Origin of the sequence: Streptomyces sp. NPDC096132 (assembly GCF_044763345.1) — a bacterium.
Lineage (GTDB): Bacteria > Actinomycetota > Actinomycetes > Streptomycetales > Streptomycetaceae > Streptomyces.
The window spans coordinates 217,646-242,516 of the sequence record NZ_JBIWGA010000004.1 but is presented as its reverse complement, the minus strand read 5'-3'; the positions used below and the strand labels follow the sequence as shown (position 1 = coordinate 242,516).

The following is a 24,871-nucleotide window of genomic DNA, read 5'->3' as shown; positions in this document are numbered from 1 at the left end:
GGCGACAAAAGGGATGTTTCGTACGGTCATGGAGGAAGGCAAGCACCGCCCCCGGGTGTCGGCCCCAATGCTCCAAGTGCGCCCCCCGGGAGGCGAATACGCACCCTCCGGCGTGGTCCGCCGGACGGGGCCCGGACCCCGCGACCCCCGGCAGGATCCGAAAGAGAGGCCCTACTCCTCGCGGTGGGCGAAGGCCGCCCGCAGGTCCGGTTCGTCGACCGCACGGAGGCCGAGGACGGCCACGGAGGTGAGGTAGGTACGGTCGTCGCCGGGCCCGGCGACCGCGCCCGGGCCGCCGGCCCGTCGGGCCAGCGTGCCCAGCAGCCGCTGCCCGGCCGGGGAGGCCCAGCGCGAGTACGGATGCACCTCGACGCGCGCTATGGCCAGACAGCTCAGTGTGAGCGCCAGCGGCAGCGCGAACCACAGGGCGACCAGACCGCGCGGCATGTCGGTGCCGCCCGCCGGGGTCGTCGGCGTCAGCAGCGCGACCGCGCCCACCGCCAGGACGAACACGGCCGCCAGCCGCACCTGCCGCACCCCGGCCGCCACCGTCGTACGGGCCCCGTCGGGCACCGCGAGGCCGGCGCTGACGAGCCGGTCGGCGAGGCCGCGCACCGCGTCCGCGGCCGCCGCGGCGGCCCGCACCGGGGCTATCCGGGACTGCCCCTCGGGTCCGATGGCCCCGATCACCGACCGCTCCATCTCGTCGCGCCCGCGCGGGTCCACGACGGTCGCCCAGCCGGTGTGGGCGAGCAGCAGCCGCTGCTGCCGCGCCATCGACACCATGGTCAGATCGGCGACCCGGCCCGGCCCGCCGGACAGGAACGCCGCCTCGTAGAGCGTCAGGTCATGTCCCTGGCCCGCGTCCGTGTCGACGGCGGCCGCACGTACGGCGGCCAGGCACAGCCGGGTGCACGCCGTGCCCGCGACGGCCCAGGCCAGGAGCAGGAGAAGGACCCAGAACATGTCACGTTTCTATGCCGTGTACACGGGAAAACGCCATGCCTTGTTCATCATCCGGACGGAGCGTTGTGGGTATGTGACGTTCCGCTTGGCTCAGGAGCCGGTGGGCGCCGGGCTCGCCGCGGCGGGCGGCAGCGTGAAGGTCGGCGACGGCGTCAGCGGGACGACGGTCCCGGGGTCGGCCGCGGGAGCGGGGGTGCCGGTCGCGGCCATGTCCCGGGCCAGGGCGTCGAAGTCGACGTACCCGGTGTCCTCCAGGATCCTGATGTGGTCCAGGACGGTCGTGTTGGCGTCGTCGGCGAGGGCGCGCACCAGCGAGTTCTGGGTGACGGCCCGCACCTGCGCCACGACGGAGAACACCCGGCCGTGCGCGAGCCGCAGGATGTTGGCGAACTTCCGGTCGTAGTCCACGCCCTGTGCCGCGTTCAGCTCCGCCAGCCAGCCCTTCTGCTGGTCGTTGGGCTCGTTCGGCAGGCCGAGGCCCAGCTTCGACGCCACGTCGCGCACCCGCGCGTCCAGGAAGGTGTGCCCCTCGACGAGGTGCTGACCGGCCGTCCGTACGGCGGCGGTCGTGCCCTTCTGCTGCGCCTGCTGCCCGGCGGGCAGTTCCCACAGCCCGGCCAGCCGGACCTTGGTGATGAACTCCCGGTCGAGCTCGGACAGCGGCCCGTACTGCGTCGCCACGACCTCGGCGTTCAGTACGTCGACTCCGTTGTTCGACTGGTTCTCGTACGACCAGAGCGGGAAGAGGAGCGCGACGAGGGTCGCGGCCAGGCCCGTGACGATGATCCCGGTGCCACTGAAGATGCCTCTGCCCTTGACGGGGGGTCGCGGTCGCATGGTGCCTCCTGCTCACGGCACCGCACGCTGGTGCGCTTCGGGTGCGGAAAGGCATATTACTGCGCCGTCAACCTCGACACGCGTGGGCTACCGCCGGATCAGCGACCGTCCCACCCGTCCGACCCGGGCCAGCCGCGACCACGACCTCGGCGCGGGCCCCGACCGGTCCAGCCACCACCTGCGCAGCTCCCGCCGTGCCCGCCCCTCCTCCAGCCGCCCGTCGAGCAGCAGCTGCTCCGCGAAGTCCAGGGCGTCCTGACGGTAGCCGCCGCGCATCGGGTGGCCCTGGGCGTACGCGAGGAACGCCGGACGGTACCCGTCGCCGAGGATGACCGGCAGCTCCGGCGCCACCTTGGCCACCACACCGGCCCGCTTCGCCGCCAGCGCCCGCGCCTGCACCCCGAGCCGCGCCCGGTCGAAGCCCTCCGGCACCGGAGTCCCGGCGACCAGCGCGGACAGCAGCGAGGCCTGGGCGACACCGAGACGCTGGCGAACGGCATCGTCGACCCCGGCCTCCACCGCCCGCGCGCCCCGGCCGGGCCGCGCGGGCTCCCGTGTCCCGGTGCGCGCCTCCCCGGCCCGCAGCGTCTCCCGGACCGCGCGCCGCTCGCCGGCCCGCACCGCTTCCCGGATCGCGCGCAACTCCCCTTCCAGCTCGGCCGGTTCGGGGAAGTTCTCGTCACGCTCCAGCAGCACGCCGGGCGGTGACACCCGGGACGCGAGGTCGGTCAGGATGTCGAGGACCAGGGGCGGGACGGGGTGGGCGTGGCTGTCGTGCCAGACGCCGTCCCGTTCGAACCCGCCCGCGACATGGACGTAGGCGATGGCCTCCAGGGGCAGTTCCGCGAGCGCCTTGGCGGGGTCCTCGCCGCGGTTGACGTGGTTGGTGTGCAGGTTCGCCACGTCGATGAGCAGTCGCACGCCCGTCCGGTCGGCCAGCTCGTACAGGAACTGCCCCTCGGTCAGCTCCTCGCCCGGCCAGGCGATGAGCGCGGCGATGTTCTCCACGGCGAGCGGCACGGGCAGCGCCTCCTGCGCGATGCGCACGTTCTCGCAGAGCACGTCGAGGGCGTCCCGGGTGCGCGGCACCGGCAGCAGGTGCCCGGCCTCCAGGGGCGGGGTCGCGGTCAGCGGGCCGCCCGCGCGGACGAACGCGATGTGCTCGGTGACCAGCGGCGAGCCCAGCGCCGCGGCCCGCTCGGCGAGCGCCGTGAGCCGCCCCTCGTCGGGCCGCTCCGCGTCGCCGAGGCCCAGCGAGACCCCGTGCGGGACGACGGTGACCCCCCGCTCGCGCAGCCGTACCAGCGACTCCGGGAGGTGTCCCGGACAGGTGTTCTCCGCGACGACCTCGACCCAGTCGATGCCCGGCATCCGCTCCACGGCATCCGCGATCTCCGGCCGCCAGCCGATACCCGTCCCCAGTCGCATCATGGTCACCGTCTCCTCTGGTCCCCCCGGTGGTGACGGGGGTATGACCCCGCCCCCGACGGACGAACCGCCTCCGGCCCACCTTCAGAGCAACATTTGAGGTTCGGCCGCGGGGGAGCCTCAGCGCAGGGCGGGATGGTCCGCGACGACCGTGCAGCTCCCCGGCGCGATCTCGGTGAACCCCGCGTCCCGCACCAGCGGCAGTCCGCTCGCCGTCAGCTCCCGCCACCGCTCGGCCGGGGCGGTCCGCACGGCGAGCGCGAAACCGGTCTCGCGCCAGGCCTCCCGCTCCTGACGCGACAGCTCCCACCAGGCGAGCTGGGCACCGTGCCCGGCCTGCGCCATCGCCTTGCCGGCGGACATCTCGAGGTCGGGGTTCAGCCAGATGACCGGCGTCGCGGGATCGGCGTCGACGGGGGGCTCCGGGTCGTCGAGATCGGTCCCGGAGACCTGCAGCCGCGCCAGATCCTTCGGCCACCCGTCCAGCGGCACCGGCGGAAACACCCGTACCTCGGCCGTCTTCCCCGTGACCGTGATCCCGGGCAGCGCCTCGGCCCGCCGCCACTCGGCCCCCCGAGCCCGCCGTACCACCTTGCGGATCCGAGCGTCCTGCCAGTCCCGCACGGCCTGCGCCCACTCCCCGTCCCCGAGGGACCGCTCATCACTCAACATGACGAGCACGGCACGAGCGGCGACCTCCAGAGCGTCGGTACGGGCAGGCGGCGCCGCCTTCTCCACCCGCACGACCAGAGGCAGCACGAACTGCGGCGCGGAGTCGCGCGGACTGGCTTCGGCCTGGAAGGGACTGTTGCTCGGGGACCGTTCGTCATGGCTCACGTCCGCCAACCCTAAAGGGCGCCCGAACACCCGCGCGCTCCCCTCCCGCCGATCACCCCGAGCAGGCGGTCCGCTGGGCTTCCTGCCACTCGCACACGGGGCACAGCGTGATCCCCTTGTACGACTCCGGGTACTCGGTCGGCTTCCGGCACAGCACGCACTCCGCATACGGCGGCCCGTCGGCTTTCGGCGGCTCGGCCGGGTCGGTCAGGCAGTACGAGTCCTCGCTCATACCTCCAGCGTACGAGCCCGTACGAGCCCTACGACCGCTTCCGCGCCGCTCCGATCAGCTCCGACACCTTCACGAACCGGTATCCCTGCCGGCGCAGCTCGGGCACGATCGCGCGCACCGCCCGCTCCGTCGTCGGGGCGGCGCTGCGGGTGCAGTGCATGACGACCACGGACCCCGGCTTCACGCCGTTCAGCACCTCCTGGGTCACCTCGTCCGCGTCGGCCGCGAACGCGTCCCCGCTCACCACGTCCCACTGCACCGCGGTCACGCCGGCGCCGCTCACCGCCCGCAGCGCCCACTGGTCGTAGCAGCCGCCGGGGAACCGGAAGTAGGGCATCGCGTTCGCCACGCCCACCTCGCGGAACGCCGTGTACGCCCGCTCCACGTCCGCCCGCATGCCGTCGGTGGGGACGGTCGGCAGGCCGTAGCAGTCCTCGATGAAGCCGTAGTGGCTGTAGGAGTGGTTGCCGACCTCGAACAGCGGGTCCCGTCCGATGGACCGCGCCTGCTCCGGGTACTCCTCGGCCCACCGGCCGGTCATGAACACGGTGGCCGGCACCTTCAGCTCCCGCAGCGCCGCGATCAGGCCCGGGTTGTCGAAGTGCTCACCGGCTGCCGCCCGCGCCCCCTGATCGGCCGTCATGTCGGCGTCGAAGGTGAGCGCGACGATCCGGCCGGCCGTGCGGGGCCCGTTCTCGAACACCGGGGTGAGACCGGCCGGTCCCGGCGCCAGGGTCGGCGGCCGGGAGGGGGCGGCGGAGGAGGACGTGGAGGGAGAGGCCGAGAGGGAGACCGAGGGAGAGGACGGGGTGGGGGCGGGTGACGCCGGGCGGTCGGCCCGGGGTGCCGGTTGGGTGCCGCAGGCGGTGAGGGCGGCGCCGAGGGCACAGACGGCTGCCAGGTGACGTACGGAAGTGATCACCGTATGAAGGTACGAGAGGTCAACCCGTCGATATGACTGTCCGATCGAGCCTCTCCGATGGCGTCACCCGCCCGGCCGTCACCTGCGCCAGGGACCCGTCACCGCGAACGTCGTCCCGGGCGTGTAGCAGTTGACGTACATCGTCGCGCCGTCCGGCGAGAAGGTGACGCCCGCGAACTCGCCCCACTCGGGGGCCTCCGGGGTGCCGCCCGCTGCGGTAGCGGCTGATGTGATCGCCTGCCGGCCCCGCGCCATCGCGTACACCTCGCCGCTCCGCGTCACGCCGAAGACGTGCTGCGCGCCGTTGCCGTCCTCACAGACCATCAGGCCGCCGCTGGGGGCGAGGCAGATGTTGTCGGGCGACTCCCCGGGGAGCTGGACGTCCGTGTCGGGGCCGAAGACGATCACCAGGGTGAGGCGGCGGCGCGCCGGGTCGTAGCGCCAGATCTGGCCGAAGTGGTCGGCCGCAGAGCCGTCCGCGCCGCGGGCGAAGGAGGAGACGAAGTACACGCACCGGCCGCCCCAGTAGCAGCCCTCCAGCTTCTGCGCGTGGGTGATGCCCTTCGGGCCGAAGTCCTGCAGACGGACGGGGGTCTCGACGGCCAGCGGGTCCGGTACGTCGACCCACTCGATGCCCTCGAACGTGGCGCCGGTCTCCTGGATCGAGGACAGGTCCGGTACGCCGGGGACGCGCATCGCCTGCAGCCGGCCGCCCGCGCGCAGCGAGCCCACCCCGCCCAGCGGCTTCTCGGGCAGGAAGCGGTAGAAGAGCCCGAAGGGCTTGAGGAACGCGTCCTCCGTCTCGTACACGACCCCGAGGTGCGGATCGACGGCGATCGCCTCGTGCTGGAAGCGGCCCATCGCGGTCAGCGGGACGGCACCGGTGCGGCGCGGGTCGGACGGGTGGACCTCGAAGATGAAGCCGTGGTCCTTGGTGTACCCGTTGGTGCCGGCCTTGTCCTCGGTCTCCTCGCAGGTCAGCCAGGTGTGCCAAGGGGTCGGCCCGCCCGCGCAGTTGACGGCCGTACCGGCGATCGCGACCCGCTCCGACAGCACCCTGCCCCGCGAGTCCAGCGTCAGGGCCGTACAGCCGCCTTTGCCGGCCGGGTCGTAGGTCAGGCCCTCGACCGTGGGGACCGGGTGGGTCGCGGTGGGGCGGTTCTCGTGGTTGCGGACCAGGTGGACACGGCCGTGATGGCCGGGGAGGGCCGTCATACCGTCGTGGTTGGAGGGGACGGGGCCCTCGCCGGAGCGCAGCGGGTCGCCCTCGCGGGAGAGGACCCGGTAGCGGAATCCCTCGGGGAGGTCGAGCAGACCGTCCGGGTCGGGCACCAGGGGGCCGTAGCCGGTGCGGCCGAGGTCCTGCGCGGCGGCGGTGCCCGCGAAGAGGTCGGAGAGGGCGCCGGTGAAGGCGATCCCCACCCCCAGCGCACCGGTGCGGGCGAGGATCTGACGTCGTGTCGCAGACGAGCGGGACATGCGGGAACCTTCCTGCTGGCGGACAGGAACTGTGACCCCGCTGTGTCTATCACCCCGCGCGCGCCCCGGGAACCACGCGCGTAGCACGTGTCACCGGTCGGTCTCCAGGGGTTCCGGGGGAGCCTCCCGCGCTTTCGGCGGGGTGACCTCCAACAGCGTCTCCAGGGAGGCCGGGGGCTGTTGCTGGCCCCCCTTCTCCAGGAAGCGCAGCAGCTCCACCGGGATGGGCAGCACCAGCGTGGAGTTCTTCTCCGCCGCCACCGCCATCACCGTCTGCAGCAGCCGCAGCTGGAGCGCTGACGGCGTGTCGGCCATCTGCTGCGCCGCCTCGGCCAGCTTCCTCGACGCCTGCAGCTCGGCGTCCGCGTTGATGATCCGGGCGCGGCGCTCACGGTCGGCCTCGGCCTGGCGGGCCATGGAACGCTTCATGGTGTCCGGCAGGGACACGTCCTTGATCTCGACCCGGTCGATCTGCACGCCCCAGCCGACGGCCGGGCTGTCGATCATCAGCTCGAGACCCTCGTTGAGCTTCTCGCGGTTGGACAGCAGGTCGTCCAGCTCGCTCTTGCCGATGATCGACCGCAGCGAGGTCTGCGCCATCTGGGAGACGGCGAAGCGGTAGTCCTCGACGTTGATGATCGCGGCCGCCGCGTCCACGACCCGGAAGTAGACGACCGCGTCGACCCGCACCGTCACGTTGTCGCGGGTGATGCCCTCCTGCGCCGGAATGGGCATGGTGACGATCTGCATGTTGACCTTGCGCAGCCGGTCCACGGCCGGGATCACCATCGTGAACCCCGGCGACCGGACCTCCCCGCGCAGCCGTCCGAGCCTGAGGACCACCCCGCGCTCGTACTGCTTGACGACCCGCGCGGCCGCCCCGGCGTACACGACGCCGACGGCGCCCACCGCCAGGACCACACCCAGCAGCTCCTGGACCATGACGACCTCCTCGACAAGAGGGCCGTTTTGTCTGCTCCTGCAACGATATGCCCGCTGTCCGGCCCGGGGCCACGCCCCGGGTCCCGGGCCGGACAGCGGGTCGCTACGCGCCCGGAGCCGCCGTCAGCGTGACGGGCTCCGCCGTCACCTTCACCGGCTCCGTGCCGGCCGCGCTGTGCTGCTGGGCCCAGGTCTCCAGGGCCGTGCGGCAGGCGTGGTCGAGATGGTGCAGGCCGGCGAGGTCCAGCTCGACCGGGCGGTCCTGCGGGAGGGCCTCCAGGCTGTCGAGGATCTTCGGCAGCTTCAGGAAGGTCGCGTTGCCCGACAGGTACGCCTGGATGGGCCCGGCGCCCTTGTCGACGACCTCCAGCCCGAGGTGCGAGGCCTCCCACGCCGTCTTCGCCACGGCGAGCGCGAGACCGATGAGGACGCCCTCGAACATGCTGACCGCGACGATCGACACGGCCGTGACCACCAGGATCAGCGCCTCGCCGCGGTGCTCGCGCCACAGGGAGGCGATCGCGCGGACGGGGACCAGCTTGGCGCCGGCGTGGACGAGGATGCCCGCGAGGGCCGGGATCGGGATGTAGGCCAGCACCTGCGGGAACAGGGCCGCGAACAGCAGCAGCCACACGCCGTGCAGCACCCGGGACGCCTTCGTCCGCGCGCCCGCCTGGACGTTGGCCGCGCTGCGCACGATCACCGCCGTCATCGGCAGCGCGCCGAGCATGCCGCAGATCGCGTTGCCCGCCCCCTGGGCGACGAGCTCCTTGTCGTACTCGGTGCGCGGACCGTTGTGCAGCCGGTCCACGGCCGCCGCGCTGAACAGCGACTCGGCGGACGCGATGAGCGTGAACGCGACGATGGTGCCGAGCAGGCCGATGTCGGCCGGCTCGCCGAAGGCGGACGGCGACGGAGGCTGGACGGACCCGAGCAGGCCCTGGACCTCGACGGTCGCCACCGGCAGGTTCAGCACCGGCGCCGCCAGTGTCGCGAGACCGACCGCGGCGAGCGGGCCGGGCACCACGCGCGCCTTCGCCGGCATCCGCTTCCACAGCACCAGTACGGCGACAGTCCCGGCGCCGAGCGCGAGCGAGGCCGACGCGCCGGCGCTGCCGACGGCGTCCACGAGCGCCCCGGGCAGCCCGGCGATCTTCGCGAGGCCGGAGTCCGGCGCCTTGGCGCCGACCACCGAGTACAGCTGGCCGGCGATCAGCACCAGACCGATGCCGGCGAGCATGCCCTCGACCACGGAGACCGAGATGGCCCGGAAGTACCGGCCCAGTTTCAGGGCGCCCATGGCGATCTGCAGGGCGCCCGTGGCGAGGACGATCACTCCGAGGGCGGGCAGGCCGAACTCCTGCACCGCCTCGAAGACCAGCACGGTCAGACCGGCCGCCGGTCCGGAGACCTGCAGGGAGCTGCCCCGCATCAGGCCGGTGACGATGCCCCCGACGATGCCGGTGACGAGCCCCAGCTCGGCCGGCACGCCGGAGGCCACGGCCACGCCCACGCACAGCGGGAGCGCGACCAGGAAGACGACGAGTGAGGCGGCGAAGTCCTGCCGCAGATGGGGGAACCCGGATATTCGGGTGTTCTTCCGCTGGGTCATCGGGGCGCTCACAGGGCCTCGAAGCCGTCGGTGTCGACGCGGTGCTCGAGCACCGCTCCGGTGTGCACCTCGTAGTACCAGCCGCGCACCCGCAGCCGGCCGTCCGCGAGCCGCTTCTCCACACAGGGGTAGGAGCGCAGCCGCAGCAGCTGGGCGAGGACGTGGTTCTGGACCGCGAGGGCGACCGTCGGGTCGTTCGGGTCGGCGGCTCCCGGCTCGTCCGCGGCGTGCGCGAGCCAGTCACGTACGGCGGGGACGGCGTCGAGGTCGTCGCCGCGCACCAGCGCGCCGACCGCGCCGCAGTGCGAGTGGCCGCAGACGACGACGTCCTGGACGCCGAGGACCTCCACCGCGTACTCGATGGTGGCGGCCTCGCCGGTGGGACGGTCGGAGCCGTACGGCGGCACGATGTTGCCCGCGGTGCGCAGCTCGAAGAGCTCGCCGGGGCGGGCGCCCGTGATCAGGGCGGGGACGACCCGCGAATCGGAGCAGGTGATGAACAGGACCTGCGGGGACTGGCCTTCGGCGAGCTTGGCGAACTCCTCAGGGCGCTGTCCGAACGTACGGGCGTTGTCGATGAGGGGCTGCATGTGGTGACTCCTCCTGGCGCGCGTGGGGGCGCGTCGGACGTGCAAAACACAGGACAGGTGGGGGAACCGCTGTTCTGCTCTGCTCTGCTCGAGAGCAGAGGGAGGTCTCTCAGCAGCGGAAGACCTGGAGTGCCGCCGGAGAGTGGGCCGCCGAGGATCTCGACGGCCGGTGATGGGGATCGGACGGGCGGACCGGTTCGTGGTCGGCCGCGGGATCCAGCGCCTGGGGTGCGCGCTCGGGCTCCTGGGGGGCCGAGGTCCCGACGAGGGTGGCGCGGTGGCGGTCGCGGGAGCGCAGGGGGTCCGCGGGGCCGCCCGCGCGACCGCAGTCGCGGACGGTGACGTACTCGTCGCGCAGGGTCTTGCCGGAGAGCTTGATTCCGGTCTTGGTCCTGGCCTCGGTCTGATGTGCGGTGTGCGCGTGTGCGAAGGCGGACGTAGGTGCGAAGAACGGGAGGGCGAGCAGGACGGCGGCGAGGAGCGCGAGCGCGGTCCGGGCCGTCGCACCTCGGAACATGTGCCCCCCTCCCGGCGATGCCCGCTTCTAGTCCGGACCAACGGTTGGTCAATGACTGGTCAAGAAACACGTTAACCCTGCAAAGTTGTTTGCAGGGTTAACTGAGCGTTTCGAGAAGAAGTGCGCCTCAAAAGTGAGGGGTGTGTGGCGCGAACTATCCCTTGACAAGCCGCCCGGCGTCACGGGCCAGCGCGGTGAGCCGGGAGATCGCCCGGAAGTACTTCTTGCGGTAACCGCCGTTCAGCATCTCCTCGCTGAACAGCTGGTCGAAGGGGAGTCCGGAGGCCAGCACCGGGACCTCGCGGTCGTAGAGCCGGTCCGCCAGGACGACGAGCCTGAGGGCCGTCGACTGGTCGGGAATCGGCCGCACATCCGTGAGACACACCGCCTTCAGGCCATCGGTGAGCGCTCCGTACCGGCTGGGGTGGACCTTGGCCAGGTGGTCCAGCAGGTGCGGGAAGTCGTCGAGCGAGGCGCGCGGAGTGGCGTACGCCGTCTTCGTCACCTGTTCGTCGGAGTACGGCGCCGGCGCCTCGGGCAGGCCGCGGTGGCGGTAGTCCTCGCCGTCGATGCGCAGCGTGCGGAAGTGCGCCGACAGGCCCTGGATCTCGCGCAGGAAGTCGACGGCCGCGAACCGGCCCTCGCCCAGCTTGCCGGGCAGGGTGTTGGAGGTGGCGGCCAGCGCGACACCCGCGTCGACCAGCTTCCCGAGCAGGGTCGAGACGAGCACGGTGTCGCCCGGGTCGTCCAGCTCGAACTCGTCGATGCACAGCAGCCGGTGGCCGGACAGCGTCTGGACCGTCTTCTGGAAGCCGAGGGCGCCGACCAGGTTGGTCAGCTCGACGAACGTGCCGAACGCCTTCAGCGCGGGCTCTGCCGGGGTGGCGTGCCAGAGGGAGGCGAGCAGATGGGTCTTGCCGACGCCGTACCCGCCGTCGAGGTAGACCCCGCGCGGTCCGGCGGGCACCTTGGCCGCCTTCGTCTTCGCCTTGCCGAAGCCGAAGAACCCCCGCTTGGCCCCGCCGACGGCGTGCGCCCCGCCGAGCCCGCCCGCGAAGCCCTCCAGGACCCGGACGGCCTCGGTCTGGCTGGGCTGGTTCGGGTCGGGGATGTACGTGCTGAAGCGCACCGAGTCGAAGCGCGGCGGCGGCACCATCTCGGCGACCAGCCGGTCCGCCGGGACGTACGGCTCACGGGCGCACAGGGACAGCGGGGCCGCGTCGGCTATCTCGTCGACAGGGGCGGCAGGGGTGGAGGACGACACGGTTCCCCATGCTAATCCGCGTGCCAGACTGCGAGGCATGCGACGGCTGTTCCCTGTGACCGACCAGACACCCGCCACGCCCCCCGGCGACCGGGAGTGGAGCCTCGACGAGCTGGCCGAGGCCTACGCCTACCCCGAGCCCGCGCCGGGGGAGCCGCGGGCCTGGCTGCGGGCCAACATGGTGTCCACGCTCGACGGCGCCGCCCAGCACGACGGGCGCTCCCAGCCCATCTCCACCGCCGCCGACATGCGGATCTTCGGCACGCTGCGGGGGCTCGCGGACGTGGTGGTCGTGGGTGCGGAAACGGTACGGCAGGAGGGGTACCGGCCCGCACGCGCGCGTGCGGAGTTCGCCGGGCGGCGGGAGGCGGCCGGACAGGGGCCCGCGCCCGCGATCGCGGTGGTCACCGCGAGCCTGGACCTGGACTTCTCGCTCCCGCTGTTCACCTCGCCGCTGGTGCCGACGCTGCTGCTGACCGGCGCCGCGGCCGCCCCCGACAAGGTGGCCGCCGCGGAGAAGGCGGGTGCGCGGGTGGTGATCGCCGGTGACGGCATGGGCGTGGACCCCGCGCGGGCCGTACGGGCGCTCGCCGAGCTGGGGCACACCCGGCTGCTGACCGAGGGCGGCCCCCGGCTACTGGGTCAGTTCGTCGCCGCCGGGGTACTGGACGAGCTCTGTCTGACCGTCTCGCCGATGCTCACCGCGGGGGACGCGCAACGGATCGCGGGCGGGCCCCCGGTCGCGGTGCCGCGGCGGTTCGCACTGGTGTCCCTGCTGGAGGAGGAGGGTTTTCTGTTCGGCCGCTACCAGCGGTCCTGACATCGTTCAGTGGTGCCGATGGTCCCGAAAATGGCGGAATCTACCGTTCCGCTTAGCTTTCGGCGGGCACACTGAGTCTCGCAGTCCCCGTGACATCACGGGGCAGGATGGTTTCCGCAGAAGGGGCGCCCGGTGTTCACAAGCGTATTGATGATCGAGAAGGCCCTGACGTCCGCCGACGTGGAGTTCGTCACCACCTTGCACGGCGAGGAGCAGGTCTCCTTCCATGTACTGCTCCAGCCGCGCGGCGACCAGGCGGACCGGTTGCTGCGGGCCATCGACGACGTCGCCCTCGGTGAACTGGACGAGGCGGCGCGCGAGCGGGAGACGCCGGAGGGGGACGAGGCGAAGGGGTTCGGGGTACGAGCCCTCGAGGTGTCCCTGCAGGCGCTGCTGGCGTCCGGCAGTCAGGCGGTGGGGCGGCTGGTGGAGGACCATCCGCTGGACGCGCTGAAGTCACTGGTGGACGAGGTGGGGGCGGACGAGGTGATCGTCCTGACCGATCCTCATTACGTGGAGGAGTTCTTCCACCGGGACTGGGCGTCGCGGGCGCGGCACAAGGTCGGCGTACCGGTTCTGAAACTGTTCTCGCACAGCAAGGCGTAGCGACGGCCGGGTGTCCACCACGGTCGGTGGCTCGGCATAGGCTTGGCCGCTGAACGACCGCCGCACCAGCACGCACAGGGAGACACACATGGCACCCGGCCTTCCCCCCGCCATGGACCGACCGCACTTCATCGGCATCGGCGGCGCCGGGATGTCGGGGATCGCGAAGATTCTCGCCCAGCGTGGGGCGAAGGTCGCGGGCAGCGACGCCAAGGAGTCGGAGACGGCCGCGGCGCTGCGGGCGCTCGGTGCGACCGTGCACATCGGGCACGCCGCCGCGCACCTCGCCGACGACGCGAGCTGTGTCGTCGTGTCGTCGGCGATCCGCAAGGACAACCCGGAGCTGGCCCGCGCGGCCGAGCTGGGCATCCCGGTGGTGCACCGGTCCGACGCCCTCGCCGCGCTGATGGACGGGCTGCGGCCGATCGCGGTCGCCGGCACCCACGGCAAGACCACCACCACCTCCATGCTGGCGGTCTCGCTGTCCGAGCTCGGGCTGGATCCCTCCTACGCCATCGGCGGCGACCTGGACGTCCCCGGCTCCAACGCGCTGCACGGCGACGGCGAGATCTTCGTCGCCGAGGCCGACGAAAGCGACCGCAGCTTCCACAAGTACGCCCCCGAGGTCGCGATCGTCCTCAACGTGGAGCTGGACCACCACGCCAACTACGCGTCGATGGACGAGATCTACGAGTCCTTCGAGACCTTCGCCGGGAAGATCGTGCCCGGCGGCACGCTGGTGATCTCCGCCGACCAGGAGGGCGCCCGTGAGCTGACCCGGCGGGTCGAGGGCGTGCAGGTGGTGACGTACGGAGAGGCCGAGGACGCGGATGTGCGGGTGCTGTCCGTCGTACCGCAGGGGCTGAAGAGCCGGGTGACCGTGGTGCTCGACGGGCGGGAGATCGTCTTCACCGTCTCCGTGCCCGGCCGGCACTACGCGCTCAACGCCGTCGCCGCGCTGACCGCGGGCGTGGCCCTGGGCGTCCCGGCCGACCGGCTCGCCCCCGCCCTGGCCGCGTACACCGGCGTCAAGCGCCGGCTCCAGCTCAAGGGCGAGGCGGCGGGCGTGCAGGTCATCGACTCCTACGCCCACCACCCCACCGAGATGACCGCCGACCTGGAGGCGATGCGCGCCGCGGCCGGTGACGCCCGCATCCTCGTCGTCTTCCAGCCGCACCTGTTCTCCCGGACGCAGGAACTCGGCACGGAGATGGGCGAGTCCCTGGCCCTGGCCGACGCCTCCGTCGTCCTCGACATCTACCCGGCCCGCGAGGACCCGGTCCCGGGCGTGACGAGCGCGCTGATCATCGACGCGGCCCGGGCGGCGGGCGCGGACGTGACGGCCGTGCACGACAAGGGCGAGGTGCCCGAGGTCGTGGCGGGAATGGCGAAGCCCGGTGATCTCGTTCTCACCATGGGCGCGGGCGATGTGACCGACCTGGGCCCGCGCATTCTGGACCGTCTTTCGCAGTGAGGGGCTGAGGATCGTGCCGTACGACGTCGAGAAGCCGGACGAGCAGTGGCAGGCGGAGCTGACGCCGGCCGAATACGCCGTGCTGCGGCAGGCCGCGACGGAGCCCGCCTTCACCGGTGAGTACACCGACACCAAGGCGAAGGGCGTCTACTCCTGCCGGGCCTGCGGCGCCGAACTGTTCACCTCCGACACCAAGTTCGACTCGCACTGCGGCTGGCCGTCCTTCTTCGACCCGAAGGACACCGACGCGGTCGAGCTGATCGAGGACCGCTCCCACGGGATGCTCCGCACCGAGGTGCGCTGCGCCCGCTGCGGATCCCATCTCGGACACGTCTTCGAGGGCGAGGGCTATCCGACCCCGACCGACCAGCGGTACTGCATCAACAGCATCTCGCTGCGGCTGGCGCCGGACGCGGGCTGACGCCGGTCACAGCTGTTTGCGCTGTACCAGGGCCGACAGCACCAGCATCCCCGGCAGCAGCGGCAGCCAGACCGTCAGGGTGCGGTAGCCGAGGACGGTGGCGGTGGCCAGGGACAGGGGGGTGCCGTAGCCGGCCAGGGTGAGGATCAGGGCCGCGTCGATCGGGCCGATGCCGCCCGGGGCGGGGACGGCACCCGCCGCGGTGCTGGCGGCGAGGAACGCGAAGAGCAACTGGGGCCAGGACAGGGGAAGGTCGAGCGCCTTCCCCACCGAGGCCACCACGCTCGCCTGGATCAGTGGAGCGGCCGCGGCTCCGCACCACAGGGGCAGGACGCGGGACGGGCGGGTGTGCAGGTGCCGTGCGTCCGTGAGCGCCGTACGGACGAAGTCCATGACCGTGCCGCGCAGCGCGCGCACCAGGGCCAGCACCACCGCGGCCGCGGCGGGGATCAGCAGGAGCCCGGCCACGGCCCCCAGCAGTGTCCGGCCGTCCGGCAGGAGCGCGGCCGGGCGGACGGCGGTGGGGGCGAGCAGCAGGAAGGCGAGTACCACGGGGGTCTTCGCCACCGCTCTGACCAGGGAGTACAGGGCGATGGAGGCGGTCGCCCGGGGGAGCGCGACGCCCTGGCGCTGGAGGAAGCGGACGGTGACCGCGTGTGCGCCGATGCTCGCGGGCAGGACGTGGTTGGCGGCGCCCGCGGCGATCTGCGAGGCCACCAGCAGGCCCTTCGGCAGGCGTTCGGGGACCGCGCCCTGGCGGACACAGGCGGCGGCCACCGAACCCAGGTAGCTGAAGAAGAGCCCGGCGAGCAGCCACCAGGGGTCGGCCCCTGCCAGGCGGGCGGTGCCGTCGCGCACGGCGTCCCAGTCGACCGCCGCCCACACCCCGAGGTACAGCAGGGGGAGCAGGCTCACGGCATGGCGGGCGGAGATCCGGGGGCGTCGGGGGGCGGCGGTCGTCTGCGGGGGCGGGGAGGCGTCGGACGGAGCAGGGGCGGCTGGAGTGGTGGGGGCCAGGGGGGTGTCACTCAGGGCCGGGCTGGCCGGAGTGGTGGGGAGCGGCAGCAGGGTCACGGCGCACGTCGTCCTTCCGCGGCGCCTCGTCGGCGCCGTACAGGCCCTGAGCGGGGAGGGGAACGGGGGGAGAGATTCCCCTCCGGTGTGACGGCGCGATGTCCGGGAGCCGACGAGGTGCGGGCGGAGGGGCGACCGGGGTGCGGTGGGCTGTGAGATGTCTGCCCCCGCACGGCACGGCTCATCCCGGCCGGCGCCGCGCTCAGCGAGCCGCGGCGGCCGGTCCCAGGGGCAGGGTCAGCAGGAAGGCGGTCGTGTCCGGTTCGTCGGCCAGTTCCAGCGTGCCGCCGTGCGCGCGGACCAGGGAGCGGGCCACCGAGAGGCCGAGGCCGCTGCCGCCGCGGTCGCGGCTGCGGGCCTTGTCGACGCGGTAGAAGCGGTCGAAGATCCGGTCCCGGTCGCCGGGCGGGATGCCGGGGCCCTTGTCGGCGACGCGGACGCGCGCCGCGGCGGCGATGACGGACACCTCGACCGTCACCGGGGTGCCGGACGGGGTGTGCACGGCCGCGTTGGTGAGGAGGTTGTCCAGCACCTGGCGGATGCGGTGCGGATCCATCCGCAGGCGTACGGCGGCGGGGGCCGGGGCCACCGTCAGCGGGTGCCCGGGGTGGCTCGCGCGGAACGCGTCGGCCGCCTGCTCGGCCAGCTCCACCAGGTCGGCGTCCTCCATCCGCAGCGGGGTCTCCACCTCCGCCGCGTCCAGCCGGGCCAGCAGGAGGAGGTCGTCGAGGAGGACGCCCATCCGGGCGGCCTCGGCGCGCAGCCGGGCCAGGTGCTTGTCGCGTTCCTCGGGGGCGTTGGCGGCCGCGTACTGGAAGAGGTCCGCGTAACCGCGCACCGACATCAGCGGGGTGCGCAGTTCGTGCGAGGCGTCCGCGACGAAGCGGCGCAGCCGCTGCTCGGCCTTGGCGCGGACGGCGAGCGAGTCGTCGATGTGCTCCAGCATCGTGTTGAACGCCGTGCGCAGCTCCTCCACCTCGGGGCCGCCGCCCGGCCGGTCCGCGCGCAGCGGCAGCCGGGACGCCGACTCGGTGAGGTCGTGGGAGGCGATGCCGTGCGCGGTGTGCGCCATGTCGCTGAGCGGCTGCAGACCGCGCCGCAGCATCGCCCGGCCGAACACCACCAGCGCCAGCAGCGCCAGGACGAACGTGACGACCTGGATCGTGATCAGGTGCTGCACGGTGTTCTCGATGTCGTCCATGGGCGCGCCGCTGACCAGGACCACACCGGGTTCCACCTCGCAGGCGCGCAGCCGGTACGCGCCCTCGCCCCTGAGATGCTCGGTGCGCAGCACCTCCGTGCCGGCGACGGTCTGCGCCCTGGCCAGGGCGGTGAGGTCGGCGACGTCGTCGGGCACGTCACCGGGGTCCTCGGGTTCGCGCAGCACGGGCGTGCCGTCGCGCACGTCGTACACGGCGTAGTACCAGCGCCAGTACTTCTTACCGGTCAGCGAGCCGGAGTCCACGATGCTCTTGGACTGGGCGACCTGGGCGAGCGCGAGCTGATCGTTGAGCTGGGCCGACAGATAGTCCCGCATGTACGTCGTCAGGGCCGTGCCGACCACGGCGAACACCACCAGGGCCATCGCGCCCAGGCCCAGCGCCAGCCGGGTGCCGAGCCGCAGCCGACGGTACGTCTGCCTCAGCCGGCCTATCACTCGGCCGCCTGCCGGATCACGTACCCGAAGCCCCGTACCGTCTGGATCAGCGGATCGTCGCCCGTCGCGTCCAGCTTGCGGCGCAGCCGGCTGACGACCAGCTCCACGACGTTGGACCGGCCGCCGAAGCCGTACTCCCAGACATGGTCGAGGATCTGGGCCTTGGTCAGCACGGTCGGCGACTTGCGCATCAGATAGCGCAGCACCTCGTACTCGGTCGGGGTGAGCGTGAGGAGCTTCCCGGCCCGGCGTACCTCGCGGGTGTCCTCGTCCATCGTCAGGTCCGAGACCCGCAGTACCGAGCGCTGGAAGCCGGGGCCCGCGCTGCGCCGCAGCACGGTCCGCAGCCGGGCCATCAGCTCCTCCACCGCGAACGGCTTCACCAGGTAGTCGTCGCCGCCCCGGGTCAGCCCCGCCACCCGGTCGGCGACCCCGTCCCGGGCCGTCAGGAACACCACCGGCACCATGGTCCCGGACTGGCGCAGCCGGTCCAGTACGCCGAAACCGTCGATGTCGGGCAGCATCAGGTCGAGCACCACGATGTCCGGGTGGAACTCGGCGGCGCGCCGCAGCGCCTCCTCACCCGAGTTCGCGGTGACCGCGTCCCAGCCCTCGTAGCGGGCGACCGTCGCCACGAGATCGGCGATCGGCGGGTCGTCGTCCACGACGAGGAGTCGTACTTTTTCCACCCGCTCATACTGCGCCACACGCCCCCCGGCGCGGGACCCGCGTCCCACGCGCGCGCGGATCGATAAACTCTTGAAAGTTGTACGACAGGAAATCGACAGCAATGCACGGACAAGCTCTGTGTTCTGAGGACCCGATCAAGGAGTTTGCGTCCGTGACGACCGTCCAATCGCCTCCCGTACCCCCCACGGCGATACGTCCCAAAGTAGTGGCCCGCACCGGCCTGTACGCCGTGCTGGCCGCGAACGCGGCCGTCGTGACCCTGTTCGCCGTCCAGGCGGGCTTCGCCTCCAACGCGCTCGTCGTGATCGGCAGGTTCGCCGGTCTGTACGGCGCGCTGCTGATGGCGTTCCAGCTGCTGCTGGTGGCCCGGCTGCCCTGGCTGGACCGCCGTATCGGCATGGACCGGCTGACCAACTGGCACCGCTGGACGGGCTTCGGCCTGCTGTGGACGCTGGTCGGGCACATGGTGTTCATCACCCTCGGCTACGCCGAGTCGTCGTCCATGGACCCGGTCAGCCAGCTCGTCGACCTCGCCGAGACCGTCGAGGGCGTGCTCCGCGCGGCCGTCGCCATGGTGCTGATCCTGGTCGTCGGCGGCGTCTCGGCCCGCTGGGCCCGCCGCCGGCTCGCCTACGAGACCTGGCACTTCATCCACTTCTACACCTACGTCGCCGTGGTGCTGGCCTTCACCCACCAGGTCGCCGTCGGCACGACGTTCACCGCGTCCTCCGCCGCCACCGCGTACTGGTACGGGGTGTGGGGCGTGGCCCTCGGCTCGGTCGTCCTGGGCCGGTTCGTGCTGCCGCTGTGGCGCAACTGGCGTCACCAGCTGCGCGTCGAGGCCGTCGTGCCCGAGTCGGACAACGTGGTCTCCGTCTACATGACCGGCCGGGACCTGGACAAGCTGCCCGCACGAGCCGGTCAGTTCTTCCTGTGGCGGTTCCTGACGAAGGACCGCTGGTGGCAGGCGAACCCCTTCTCCCTGTCGGCCGCCCCCGACGGCACCCGGCTGCGCCTGACCGCCAAGGCGGCCGGTGACGGCTCCGCCGGACTGCGCCACATCAAGCCCGGCACCCGCGTCTTCGCCGAGGGCCCCTACGGCGCCTTCACCGCGATGCACCGCACCCGCCCGGAGTCCCTGCTCATCGCGGGCGGCGTCGGCGTCACCCCGATCCGGGCGCTGCTGGAGGAGATCCACGGGCACGCGGTCGTCATCTACCGCGTCGGCGGCGAACGCGACGCCGTGCTCTACGACGAGCTGCGCGAGCTGGCCGTCGCCAAGGGCGCCGAACTGCACCTGGTCACCGGGCCGCCGGTGCCGGACCGGCTGGCGCCGCGCTCGCTCGCCGCGCTCGTGCCGGACATCGCCGAGCGGGACGTCTTCCTGTGCGGGCCGCCCCCGATGATGAACGCGGTCCTCGGCTCCCTGCGCGAGCTGGACGTGCCCAGGACGCAGATCCACTTCGAACGCTTCAGCCTGGCGGGATGAGAGAGACACAGTGAAGCGAGCCATACCTGTCCTGGTCCTGAGCGTGGCGGGGCTGATCCCCGTCTGGCGCTACGAGCCGTCCACCGCGGCCTCGTCGTCCTCCTCGGCCGCGGCGGAGTCGACGACCCCCTCCACCTCCGCCTCGGGCACCACCTTCACCGGTACGACCGTGACCACCGAGAAGGGCGACGTCCAGGTCCAGATCACCTACGACGGCGACAAGATCACGGCCGTCAAGATGCTGAAGCAGCCGAACCATCCGCAGACGACGGCGGCGGTGCCGAAGCTGATCGCTCAGACGCTCGAGGCGCAGAGCGCGGACATCGACACCGTGTCCGGCGCCACCCTCACGAGCGACGGCTACAAGGAGTCGCTCCAGGCGGCCATCGACAAGCAGGCGGCCGCCGCCTCGGCGTCCCCGTCGGCCTCGGCCTCCTCCTCGGCCTCCGCGAGCGCGTCGCAGACCGTGGCGGGCACGACCGTGAGCACCGAGAAGGGCGACGTCCAGGTCCAGGTGACCTTCGAGGGCGACGAGATCACGGCCGTGAAGATGCTGAAGCAGCCGAACCATCCGCAGACGACTGCGGCGGTGCCGAAGCTGATCGCGGAGACCTTGGAGGCACAGAGCGCGGACATCGACACGGTGTCCGGTGCGACCATCACGAGCGACGGCTACAAGGAGTCCCTCCAGGCCGCGATCGACGCGAAGGGCTGACATGCACAGGGTCGAGCACGTCATGGGCTTCCCGGTCTCGCTGCGCATCGACGACGAGCGGGTCCCCGACGGGGCCGTGGACGCCGTCTTCGCGTGGCTGCGGGAGGTCGACGAGCGGTTCAGCCCGTTCAAGGAGGACAGCGAGGTGTCCCGGCTCGACCGGGGCGAGCTGTCCCCGGACGAGGTGAGCGCCGATCTCGCCGACGTGCTCGACCTGTGCGAGGAGTACCGCGTCGCCACCGGCGGCGCCTTCGACGTACGGCTGCCCGGCCGGGGCCTCGACCCCTGCGCGGTGGTCAAGGGCTGGTCGGTGCAGCGGGCGGCGGAGCTGCTGACCGGGGCCGGGCTCACCCGCTTCTGCCTCAACGCCGGCGGTGACGTGGTCGTCTCCGGCGGGCCCTGGCGGGTGGGCGTCCGGCATCCGGAGTTCGCCGACAAGCTGTGCACGGTCCTCGCGTTGACGGACGCGGCGGTCGCCACCTCCGCGCGCTACGAACGCGGCGACCACATCCTCGACGGCCGCACCGGCCGGCCCGCCACCGGCCTCGACAGTCTCACCGTCGTCGCCCCGACCCTCACCCTGGCCGACACGGTCGCCACCGCCGCCTTCGCGATGGGCGCGGAGGGCGTGGAGTGGGCGGCCTCGCGGGAGGGCTGCGAGGTGTTCGCGGTGGTTTCCGGCGGCGGTGTGCTGCGTACGCCGGGCTTCCCGACCGCCGGGGAGCGGACGGCGGCGTAGGGCCTGTCCGGCGGATCAAGCCCTGGACCGGCACCAAGCTCTCGAGTTCCTCAAGTCGTGCTTGGCATGGCGTTCCTACGGGGCATCCCCCTGCCACACAGAGCCGCATCGGGCCTGTGTCGGGAGAGACGGGGGCAGGACAGATGGAATTCCTGGTGATCGTGGGGTTCGGGCTCGTCGTGATGTTCGCCGTCGGGGCGATCCGCGGAACGGGGACGTCGTCGCGGCGTCGGCGGCGGGGCGGCTGGGGAGACGGCGGCGGGGGCGGCTGCTCAGACGGCTCGTCCTGCGGCGGAGGCGGCGGCTGCGGGGGTGGCGGCGGGGGCGACTGATCCCCGCACCACGCACACGCCGACGGGCGGGCCGCCGGAAGGGAATCCGGCGGCCCGCCCGTCTTCGGGGGAGGGGTCAGCTGACGTCGGAGGCATCCAGGCGGTACAGACCGCTGTAGTCGGAGACCGCCGAACCGTTCTTCTTCACCCAGGTGGAGATCTCGGAGTTCGAGGAGCCCTGGCCGCTGTCGCTGATGACGATGTAGTGCAGCTTGCCCGCCTTCACCAGGCTCTTGAGCTTGGCGAGCGTCATCGCGTTGTCGCTGCCGGACCAACCGCCCATCGAGATGACCGGCTGACCGGACTCCAGGATGATCGAGGAGGCCGTCTGGTCGGTGGCCACGGCCACCAGCCAGGTGGCGCCGTCCTGGTGCTTCTTCAGGTACGTGATCATCGCGGAGGAGACCTGACTGCCTCCGCCCATGCCGCCCCTGTTGGAGGTGGAGGAAGACTCGCTGGAGGAGGAGCCGCCGGCCGACGGGGGCTGGCCCATCGACTGGCCGTCCGAGCCGGAGCTGCTGCTGGAGCCGTTGGAGTTGGAGCTGGAGCCGCCGGGGCCGCCGCTGGGCCGCTGACCGCCGCCCATGCCACCGCCGCCGCCCATGCCGCCCCCGGTGCTGGGGCCGGCCGTCGGGTTGGTGCCGTTGGTGCTGGAGGTCGCCGCGGAGACCGAGTAGGCCGCCGGACCGGCGAGCAGGGCCACGACCGCCGCGAGAGCCGCGACGCCCATCAGACGCTGCCGCCGGGTGAAGCGGCCGGCCAGCAGACCGAGGACGGACACCGCCCCGGCGACGGCCACCACGATCTCAGCGACCGTGTACAGGGTTCCCGAGCCGGAGACCCGCTGGAGCAGGACGACCGCCCAGACCGCGCTCACGGCGATCGCGGCCGGGAGCACCCACCCCCACTTGGCGGCGGGGCCCTCACGGAAGGCCTTGTACAGCATCACCCCGCCCGCGCCGGCCAGGGCGGCGATACCGGGCGCCATGGCGGTGACGTAGTACGGGTGGAAGGTGCCCTCGGCGAGGGCGAAGGTCAGGTAGTGGAGGACGAACCAGCCGCCCCAGAGGAGCAGGGCCGCACGCCTGGCGTCGGTGCGGGGCGCGCGGCCGCGCAGGACCAGTCCGGCCACCAGGGCGATCGCCGCGAAGGGGATCAGCCAGGAGATCTGGCCGCCCATGATCTCGTTGAACATCCGGTACAGACCGGCCTCGCCGCCGAAGCCGGCGCCGTTGCCCTGCGAGCCCACCGACGAACTCGCTCCGAAGATCCGGCCGAAGCCGTTGTAGCCGATGACGAGGTCCCAGACCGTGTTGTCGGTGGAGCCGCCGATGTAGGGGCGGGAGGACGCCGGGATCAGGTCGACGACCACCATCCACCAGGCGCTGGAGACGACCAGCGCGACCGTGCCGGCGGCCAGGTTGCGGATCCGGCGGCCGAGGCTGCCCCGGGCGGCCCACAGGTAGACCAGGAAGAACGCGGGCAGGACGACGTACGCCTGCATCATCTTCGTGTTGAACGCGAAGCCGATCGCGACCCCCGACCACACCAGCGGCATCATCCGGCCGGTGCGCACGGCCTTCAGCAGGGCGGCCGCGCCCAGCAGCATCAGGAAGACGAGGATCGGGTCGGGGTTGGTGTCGCGGGTGATGGCGACCGTGATCGGGGTGAGGGCGAGGGTCAGCGCGGCGATCGTCGCCGCGACCGGCCCGAAGTCACGCTTCACCAGGCGGTGCAGGAGGGCCACCGAGCCGACCCCGACGGCCACCATGGGGAGCATCAACTGCCAGGTGCCGTACCCGAAGACCCGGGCGGACAGCCCCATCACCCACAGGGCGAAGGGTGGTTTGTCGACGGTGATGAAGCTGCCCGCGTCCAGGGCGCCGAAGAAGAACGCCTTCCAGCTCTTGGTGCCGGAGTAGACGGCCGCGTCGTAGAAGGTGTTGCCGGTGATGGAGGACAGGTTCCACGCGTACAGGGCGGTGGCGAGGACGAGGATCGCCCAGAGAGCCGGGCGGGCCCAGCGCGGGTCGTCCGGGGCACCGGTGAACAGACGCCGCACGAGGCCGCTTCGGTCGGGCGGGGCGGCCCGGTGACGGGGGACGTCCTCCCGGACGGGGGCGGGCGGCGGGGCGAGGGTCGTCATGACGCGTACTCCAGGTGGCTGTTCGCCCCGGTGGGCAGAGCGGAGGGGGAGGAAGAGGCGCGCGCGGCCGGCACCTGGGGGGTGCTCGTGCGGCGGGGTACGGCGGGGATCCGGGTGCGGCCGGTGAGGGTGGAGCGGAGCATCCGGCTCATGCCCTTGAGGTCGTCGACGGCCGTGCGGACGATGTCGACCCGGCTGTCGGGGTCGTCGGTCCAGTCGACGGGGACCTCGTGGATGCGGAGCCGGTTGCGCTGGGCCAGGACCAGCAGTTCGGTGTCGAAGAACCAGGAGCTGTCCTCGATGTGCGGGGCGAGGGCGCGGAAGACGTCGGTGCGGACGGCCTTGAACCCGCACTGGGCGTCCGAGAAGCGAGCGCCGAGGCCGGCCTTCAGCAGGGCGTTGTAGGAGCGGGAGACGAACTCCCGCTTGACGCCCCGGACCACGGCCGACTGCCGGTGCAGCCGGCTGCCGATCGCCAGATCGCTGTGGCCGGACAGCAGCGGGGCGACCAGGGGGAGGAAGGCCTCCAGACCGGTGGAGAGGTCCACGTCCATGTAGGCGACGACATCCGCCGTGGACCGGGACCACACGTGCTTCAGGGCGCGGCCCCGGCCCTTGAGCTCCAGCCGCCGGGCGTGGACGTGGGGCAGACGCAGGGTCAGGTCGGTCGCCACGCTCCAGGTGGCGTCCGTGCTGGCGTTGTCCGCGATCGTGATGCGGAACGGGAACGGGAAGGACTCTTCGAGGTGTGCGTGGAGACGGCCGATGCTGTCGGCGAGGACGTGCGCCTCGTTGTACACCGGCACCACGATCTCGACCGACCGGCGCCGGACGCCTCCCGCGTTCGTTGCGTTCATGGCCATGACGATGGGGGCCGTGTCTGGGTGATCCCTGAGCCGCTTCTGAGGGGAGAGTGAGAATCAGGGGACTCACAGGTTGCGCACAGAGGGAGGGGGGTTGAAGCGCGCCATACACCCGCCGTCCGTCTGAAACGCAACCGGTCTAGACTCTCCCCGCAACAGTCCGAACTCGGGTGGTCGAGAGCGGGCGGGAACGGCCAGACCCGAAGGGTGTTCGGCGTT

At 72.2% G+C, this 24,871-nt stretch carries 24 protein-coding genes; 7 read left to right on the top strand and 17 right to left on the bottom strand.

Going from position 1 to position 24,871, the window contains the following annotated elements:
• Positions 1 to 171: 171 nt before the first annotated feature.
• The 12 genes from ACIRF9_RS11770 to zapE form a co-directional block, all read right to left on the bottom strand.
• The gene (locus ACIRF9_RS11770) at positions 172 to 966 is read right to left on the bottom strand and encodes a TIGR04222 domain-containing membrane protein (protein ID WP_403819422.1); all 795 of its coding nucleotides are present in this window, start codon (positions 964 to 966) and stop codon (positions 172 to 174) included.
• Between the two features lie 90 nt (positions 967 to 1,056).
• Entirely contained in the window at positions 1,057 to 1,803 is a 747-nt protein-coding gene (locus tag ACIRF9_RS11765; protein WP_403819421.1) for a DUF4142 domain-containing protein, read from the bottom strand.
• Between the two features lie 87 nt (positions 1,804 to 1,890).
• Positions 1,891 to 3,234, bottom strand: coding sequence for a DUF692 domain-containing protein (locus tag ACIRF9_RS11760; protein ID WP_403819420.1), 1,344 nt, complete (start codon positions 3,232 to 3,234; stop codon positions 1,891 to 1,893).
• Between the two features lie 117 nt (positions 3,235 to 3,351).
• Positions 3,352 to 4,068, bottom strand: coding sequence for an aminoacyl-tRNA hydrolase (locus ACIRF9_RS11755; protein ID WP_403819419.1), 717 nt, complete (start codon positions 4,066 to 4,068; stop codon positions 3,352 to 3,354).
• 52 nt (positions 4,069 to 4,120) lie between these two features.
• On the bottom strand, positions 4,121 to 4,300 hold the full coding sequence (locus ACIRF9_RS11750) for a hypothetical protein (RefSeq protein ID WP_403819418.1): 180 nt from the start codon (positions 4,298 to 4,300) through the stop codon (positions 4,121 to 4,123).
• Between the two features lie 28 nt (positions 4,301 to 4,328).
• Entirely contained in the window at positions 4,329 to 5,222 is an 894-nt protein-coding gene (locus ACIRF9_RS11745; protein WP_403819416.1) for a polysaccharide deacetylase family protein, read from the bottom strand.
• Positions 5,223 to 5,300: 78 nt separating this feature from the next.
• Complete coding sequence (locus tag ACIRF9_RS11740) at positions 5,301 to 6,701, bottom strand: PhoX family protein (protein ID WP_403819414.1); 1,401 nt, start codon at positions 6,699 to 6,701, stop codon at positions 5,301 to 5,303.
• Between the two features lie 90 nt (positions 6,702 to 6,791).
• Positions 6,792 to 7,643 (bottom strand): slipin family protein, encoded by an 852-nt coding sequence (locus tag ACIRF9_RS11735; protein ID WP_403819412.1) that lies wholly within the window; start codon positions 7,641 to 7,643, stop codon positions 6,792 to 6,794.
• 103 nt (positions 7,644 to 7,746) lie between these two features.
• The gene (locus tag ACIRF9_RS11730) at positions 7,747 to 9,255 is read right to left on the bottom strand and encodes a SulP family inorganic anion transporter (protein ID WP_403819410.1); all 1,509 of its coding nucleotides are present in this window, start codon (positions 9,253 to 9,255) and stop codon (positions 7,747 to 7,749) included.
• An 8-nt stretch (positions 9,256 to 9,263) separates the two neighbouring features.
• Positions 9,264 to 9,845 carry a carbonic anhydrase gene (locus ACIRF9_RS11725; protein WP_403819409.1) on the bottom strand — a complete coding sequence of 194 codons (582 nt, stop codon included), beginning with the start codon at positions 9,843 to 9,845 and terminating at the stop codon, positions 9,264 to 9,266.
• A 109-nt stretch (positions 9,846 to 9,954) separates the two neighbouring features.
• Positions 9,955 to 10,362, bottom strand: a complete 408-nt coding sequence (locus ACIRF9_RS11720) for a hypothetical protein (protein WP_403819408.1) — start codon at positions 10,360 to 10,362, stop codon at positions 9,955 to 9,957.
• A 154-nt stretch (positions 10,363 to 10,516) separates the two neighbouring features.
• Positions 10,517 to 11,665, bottom strand: a complete 1,149-nt coding sequence (zapE, locus tag ACIRF9_RS11715) for a cell division protein ZapE (protein ID WP_403819406.1) — start codon at positions 11,663 to 11,665, stop codon at positions 10,517 to 10,519.
• Here zapE and ACIRF9_RS11710 point away from each other — a divergent pair.
• The 4 genes from ACIRF9_RS11710 (at position 11,664) to msrB (ending at position 14,947) form a co-directional block, all read left to right on the top strand.
• Positions 11,664 to 12,446 carry a pyrimidine reductase family protein gene (locus ACIRF9_RS11710; protein ID WP_403819405.1) on the top strand — a complete coding sequence of 261 codons (783 nt, stop codon included), beginning with the start codon at positions 11,664 to 11,666 and terminating at the stop codon, positions 12,444 to 12,446. The genes zapE and ACIRF9_RS11710 overlap by 2 nt on opposite strands.
• A gap of 132 nt (positions 12,447 to 12,578) precedes the next feature.
• Positions 12,579 to 13,052, top strand: a complete 474-nt coding sequence (locus ACIRF9_RS11705) for an indole-3-glycerol phosphate synthase (RefSeq protein ID WP_403819404.1) — start codon at positions 12,579 to 12,581, stop codon at positions 13,050 to 13,052.
• Positions 13,053 to 13,140: 88 nt separating this feature from the next.
• The gene (gene murC / locus ACIRF9_RS11700) at positions 13,141 to 14,526 is read left to right on the top strand and encodes a UDP-N-acetylmuramate--L-alanine ligase (RefSeq protein ID WP_403819402.1); all 1,386 of its coding nucleotides are present in this window, start codon (positions 13,141 to 13,143) and stop codon (positions 14,524 to 14,526) included.
• Between the two features lie 13 nt (positions 14,527 to 14,539).
• A complete protein-coding gene (gene msrB, locus ACIRF9_RS11695) occupies positions 14,540 to 14,947 on the top strand; it encodes a peptide-methionine (R)-S-oxide reductase MsrB (protein WP_403819400.1) in 408 nt (135 codons plus the stop codon).
• A 6-nt stretch (positions 14,948 to 14,953) separates the two neighbouring features.
• Here the strand turns inward: msrB and ACIRF9_RS11690 are convergent, their stop codons facing one another.
• The 3 genes from ACIRF9_RS11690 to ACIRF9_RS11680 all read right to left on the bottom strand — a co-directional run bounded on the left by ACIRF9_RS11690 (position 14,954) and on the right by ACIRF9_RS11680 (position 18,367).
• Positions 14,954 to 16,021 carry a YbhN family protein gene (locus tag ACIRF9_RS11690; protein ID WP_403819399.1) on the bottom strand — a complete coding sequence of 356 codons (1,068 nt, stop codon included), beginning with the start codon at positions 16,019 to 16,021 and terminating at the stop codon, positions 14,954 to 14,956.
• 202 nt (positions 16,022 to 16,223) lie between these two features.
• Positions 16,224 to 17,678, bottom strand: a complete 1,455-nt coding sequence (locus ACIRF9_RS11685; protein ID WP_403819397.1) for a sensor histidine kinase — start codon at positions 17,676 to 17,678, stop codon at positions 16,224 to 16,226.
• Positions 17,675 to 18,367, bottom strand: a complete 693-nt coding sequence (locus ACIRF9_RS11680) for a response regulator transcription factor (RefSeq protein ID WP_403819395.1) — start codon at positions 18,365 to 18,367, stop codon at positions 17,675 to 17,677. The genes ACIRF9_RS11685 and ACIRF9_RS11680 overlap by 4 nt, the downstream gene beginning before the upstream one ends.
• 152 nt (positions 18,368 to 18,519) lie before the next feature.
• On the opposite strand from ACIRF9_RS11680, the gene ACIRF9_RS11675 reads away from it, so the two are divergent.
• From ACIRF9_RS11675 to ACIRF9_RS11665, 3 genes are read left to right on the top strand one after another with little or no spacing between them, the layout of a single operon-like run.
• Positions 18,520 to 19,857, top strand: a complete 1,338-nt coding sequence (locus ACIRF9_RS11675; protein WP_403819393.1) for a ferric reductase-like transmembrane domain-containing protein — start codon at positions 18,520 to 18,522, stop codon at positions 19,855 to 19,857.
• Positions 19,858 to 19,867: 10 nt separating this feature from the next.
• Positions 19,868 to 20,572 carry an FMN-binding protein gene (locus ACIRF9_RS11670; protein ID WP_403819391.1) on the top strand — a complete coding sequence of 235 codons (705 nt, stop codon included), beginning with the start codon at positions 19,868 to 19,870 and terminating at the stop codon, positions 20,570 to 20,572.
• A 1-nt stretch (position 20,573) separates the two neighbouring features.
• A complete protein-coding gene (locus ACIRF9_RS11665; protein WP_403819389.1) occupies positions 20,574 to 21,311 on the top strand; it encodes an FAD:protein FMN transferase in 738 nt (245 codons plus the stop codon).
• Between the two features lie 408 nt (positions 21,312 to 21,719).
• Here the strand turns inward: ACIRF9_RS11665 and ACIRF9_RS11660 are convergent, their stop codons facing one another.
• Positions 21,720 to 23,789 carry an ArnT family glycosyltransferase gene (locus ACIRF9_RS11660; RefSeq protein WP_403819387.1) on the bottom strand — a complete coding sequence of 690 codons (2,070 nt, stop codon included), beginning with the start codon at positions 23,787 to 23,789 and terminating at the stop codon, positions 21,720 to 21,722.
• On the bottom strand, positions 23,786 to 24,646 hold the full coding sequence (locus ACIRF9_RS11655) for a dolichyl-phosphate beta-glucosyltransferase (RefSeq protein WP_403819385.1): 861 nt from the start codon (positions 24,644 to 24,646) through the stop codon (positions 23,786 to 23,788). The genes ACIRF9_RS11660 and ACIRF9_RS11655 overlap by 4 nt, the downstream gene beginning before the upstream one ends.
• Positions 24,647 to 24,871 lie beyond the last annotated feature (225 nt).

Bases quoted from the DNA above. Each gene is read 5' to 3' on its own strand.
- ACIRF9_RS11770 (WP_403819422.1), bottom strand. From the start codon at position 966: ATGTTCTGGGTCCTTCTCCTGCTCCTGGCCTGGGCCGTCGCGGGCACG.
- ACIRF9_RS11765 (WP_403819421.1), bottom strand. From the start codon at position 1,803: ATGCGACCGCGACCCCCCGTCAAGGGCAGAGGCATCTTCAGTGGCACC.
- ACIRF9_RS11760 (WP_403819420.1), bottom strand. From the start codon at position 3,234: ATGATGCGACTGGGGACGGGTATCGGCTGGCGGCCGGAGATCGCGGAT.
- ACIRF9_RS11750 (WP_403819418.1), bottom strand. From the start codon at position 4,300: ATGAGCGAGGACTCGTACTGCCTGACCGACCCGGCCGAGCCGCCGAAA.
- ACIRF9_RS11740 (WP_403819414.1), bottom strand. From the start codon at position 6,701: ATGTCCCGCTCGTCTGCGACACGACGTCAGATCCTCGCCCGCACCGGT.
- ACIRF9_RS11735 (WP_403819412.1), bottom strand. From the start codon at position 7,643: ATGGTCCAGGAGCTGCTGGGTGTGGTCCTGGCGGTGGGCGCCGTCGGC.
- ACIRF9_RS11730 (WP_403819410.1), bottom strand. From the start codon at position 9,255: ATGACCCAGCGGAAGAACACCCGAATATCCGGGTTCCCCCATCTGCGG.
- ACIRF9_RS11725 (WP_403819409.1), bottom strand. From the start codon at position 9,845: ATGCAGCCCCTCATCGACAACGCCCGTACGTTCGGACAGCGCCCTGAG.
- ACIRF9_RS11720 (WP_403819408.1), bottom strand. From the start codon at position 10,362: ATGTTCCGAGGTGCGACGGCCCGGACCGCGCTCGCGCTCCTCGCCGCC.
- ACIRF9_RS11710 (WP_403819405.1), top strand. From the start codon at position 11,664: ATGCGACGGCTGTTCCCTGTGACCGACCAGACACCCGCCACGCCCCCC.
- zapE (WP_403819406.1), bottom strand. From the start codon at position 11,665: ATGCCTCGCAGTCTGGCACGCGGATTAGCATGGGGAACCGTGTCGTCC.
- murC (WP_403819402.1), top strand. From the start codon at position 13,141: ATGGCACCCGGCCTTCCCCCCGCCATGGACCGACCGCACTTCATCGGC.
- ACIRF9_RS11665 (WP_403819389.1), top strand. From the start codon at position 20,574: ATGCACAGGGTCGAGCACGTCATGGGCTTCCCGGTCTCGCTGCGCATC.
- ACIRF9_RS11660 (WP_403819387.1), bottom strand. From the start codon at position 23,789: ATGACGACCCTCGCCCCGCCGCCCGCCCCCGTCCGGGAGGACGTCCCC.
- ACIRF9_RS11655 (WP_403819385.1), bottom strand. From the start codon at position 24,646: ATGAACGCAACGAACGCGGGAGGCGTCCGGCGCCGGTCGGTCGAGATC.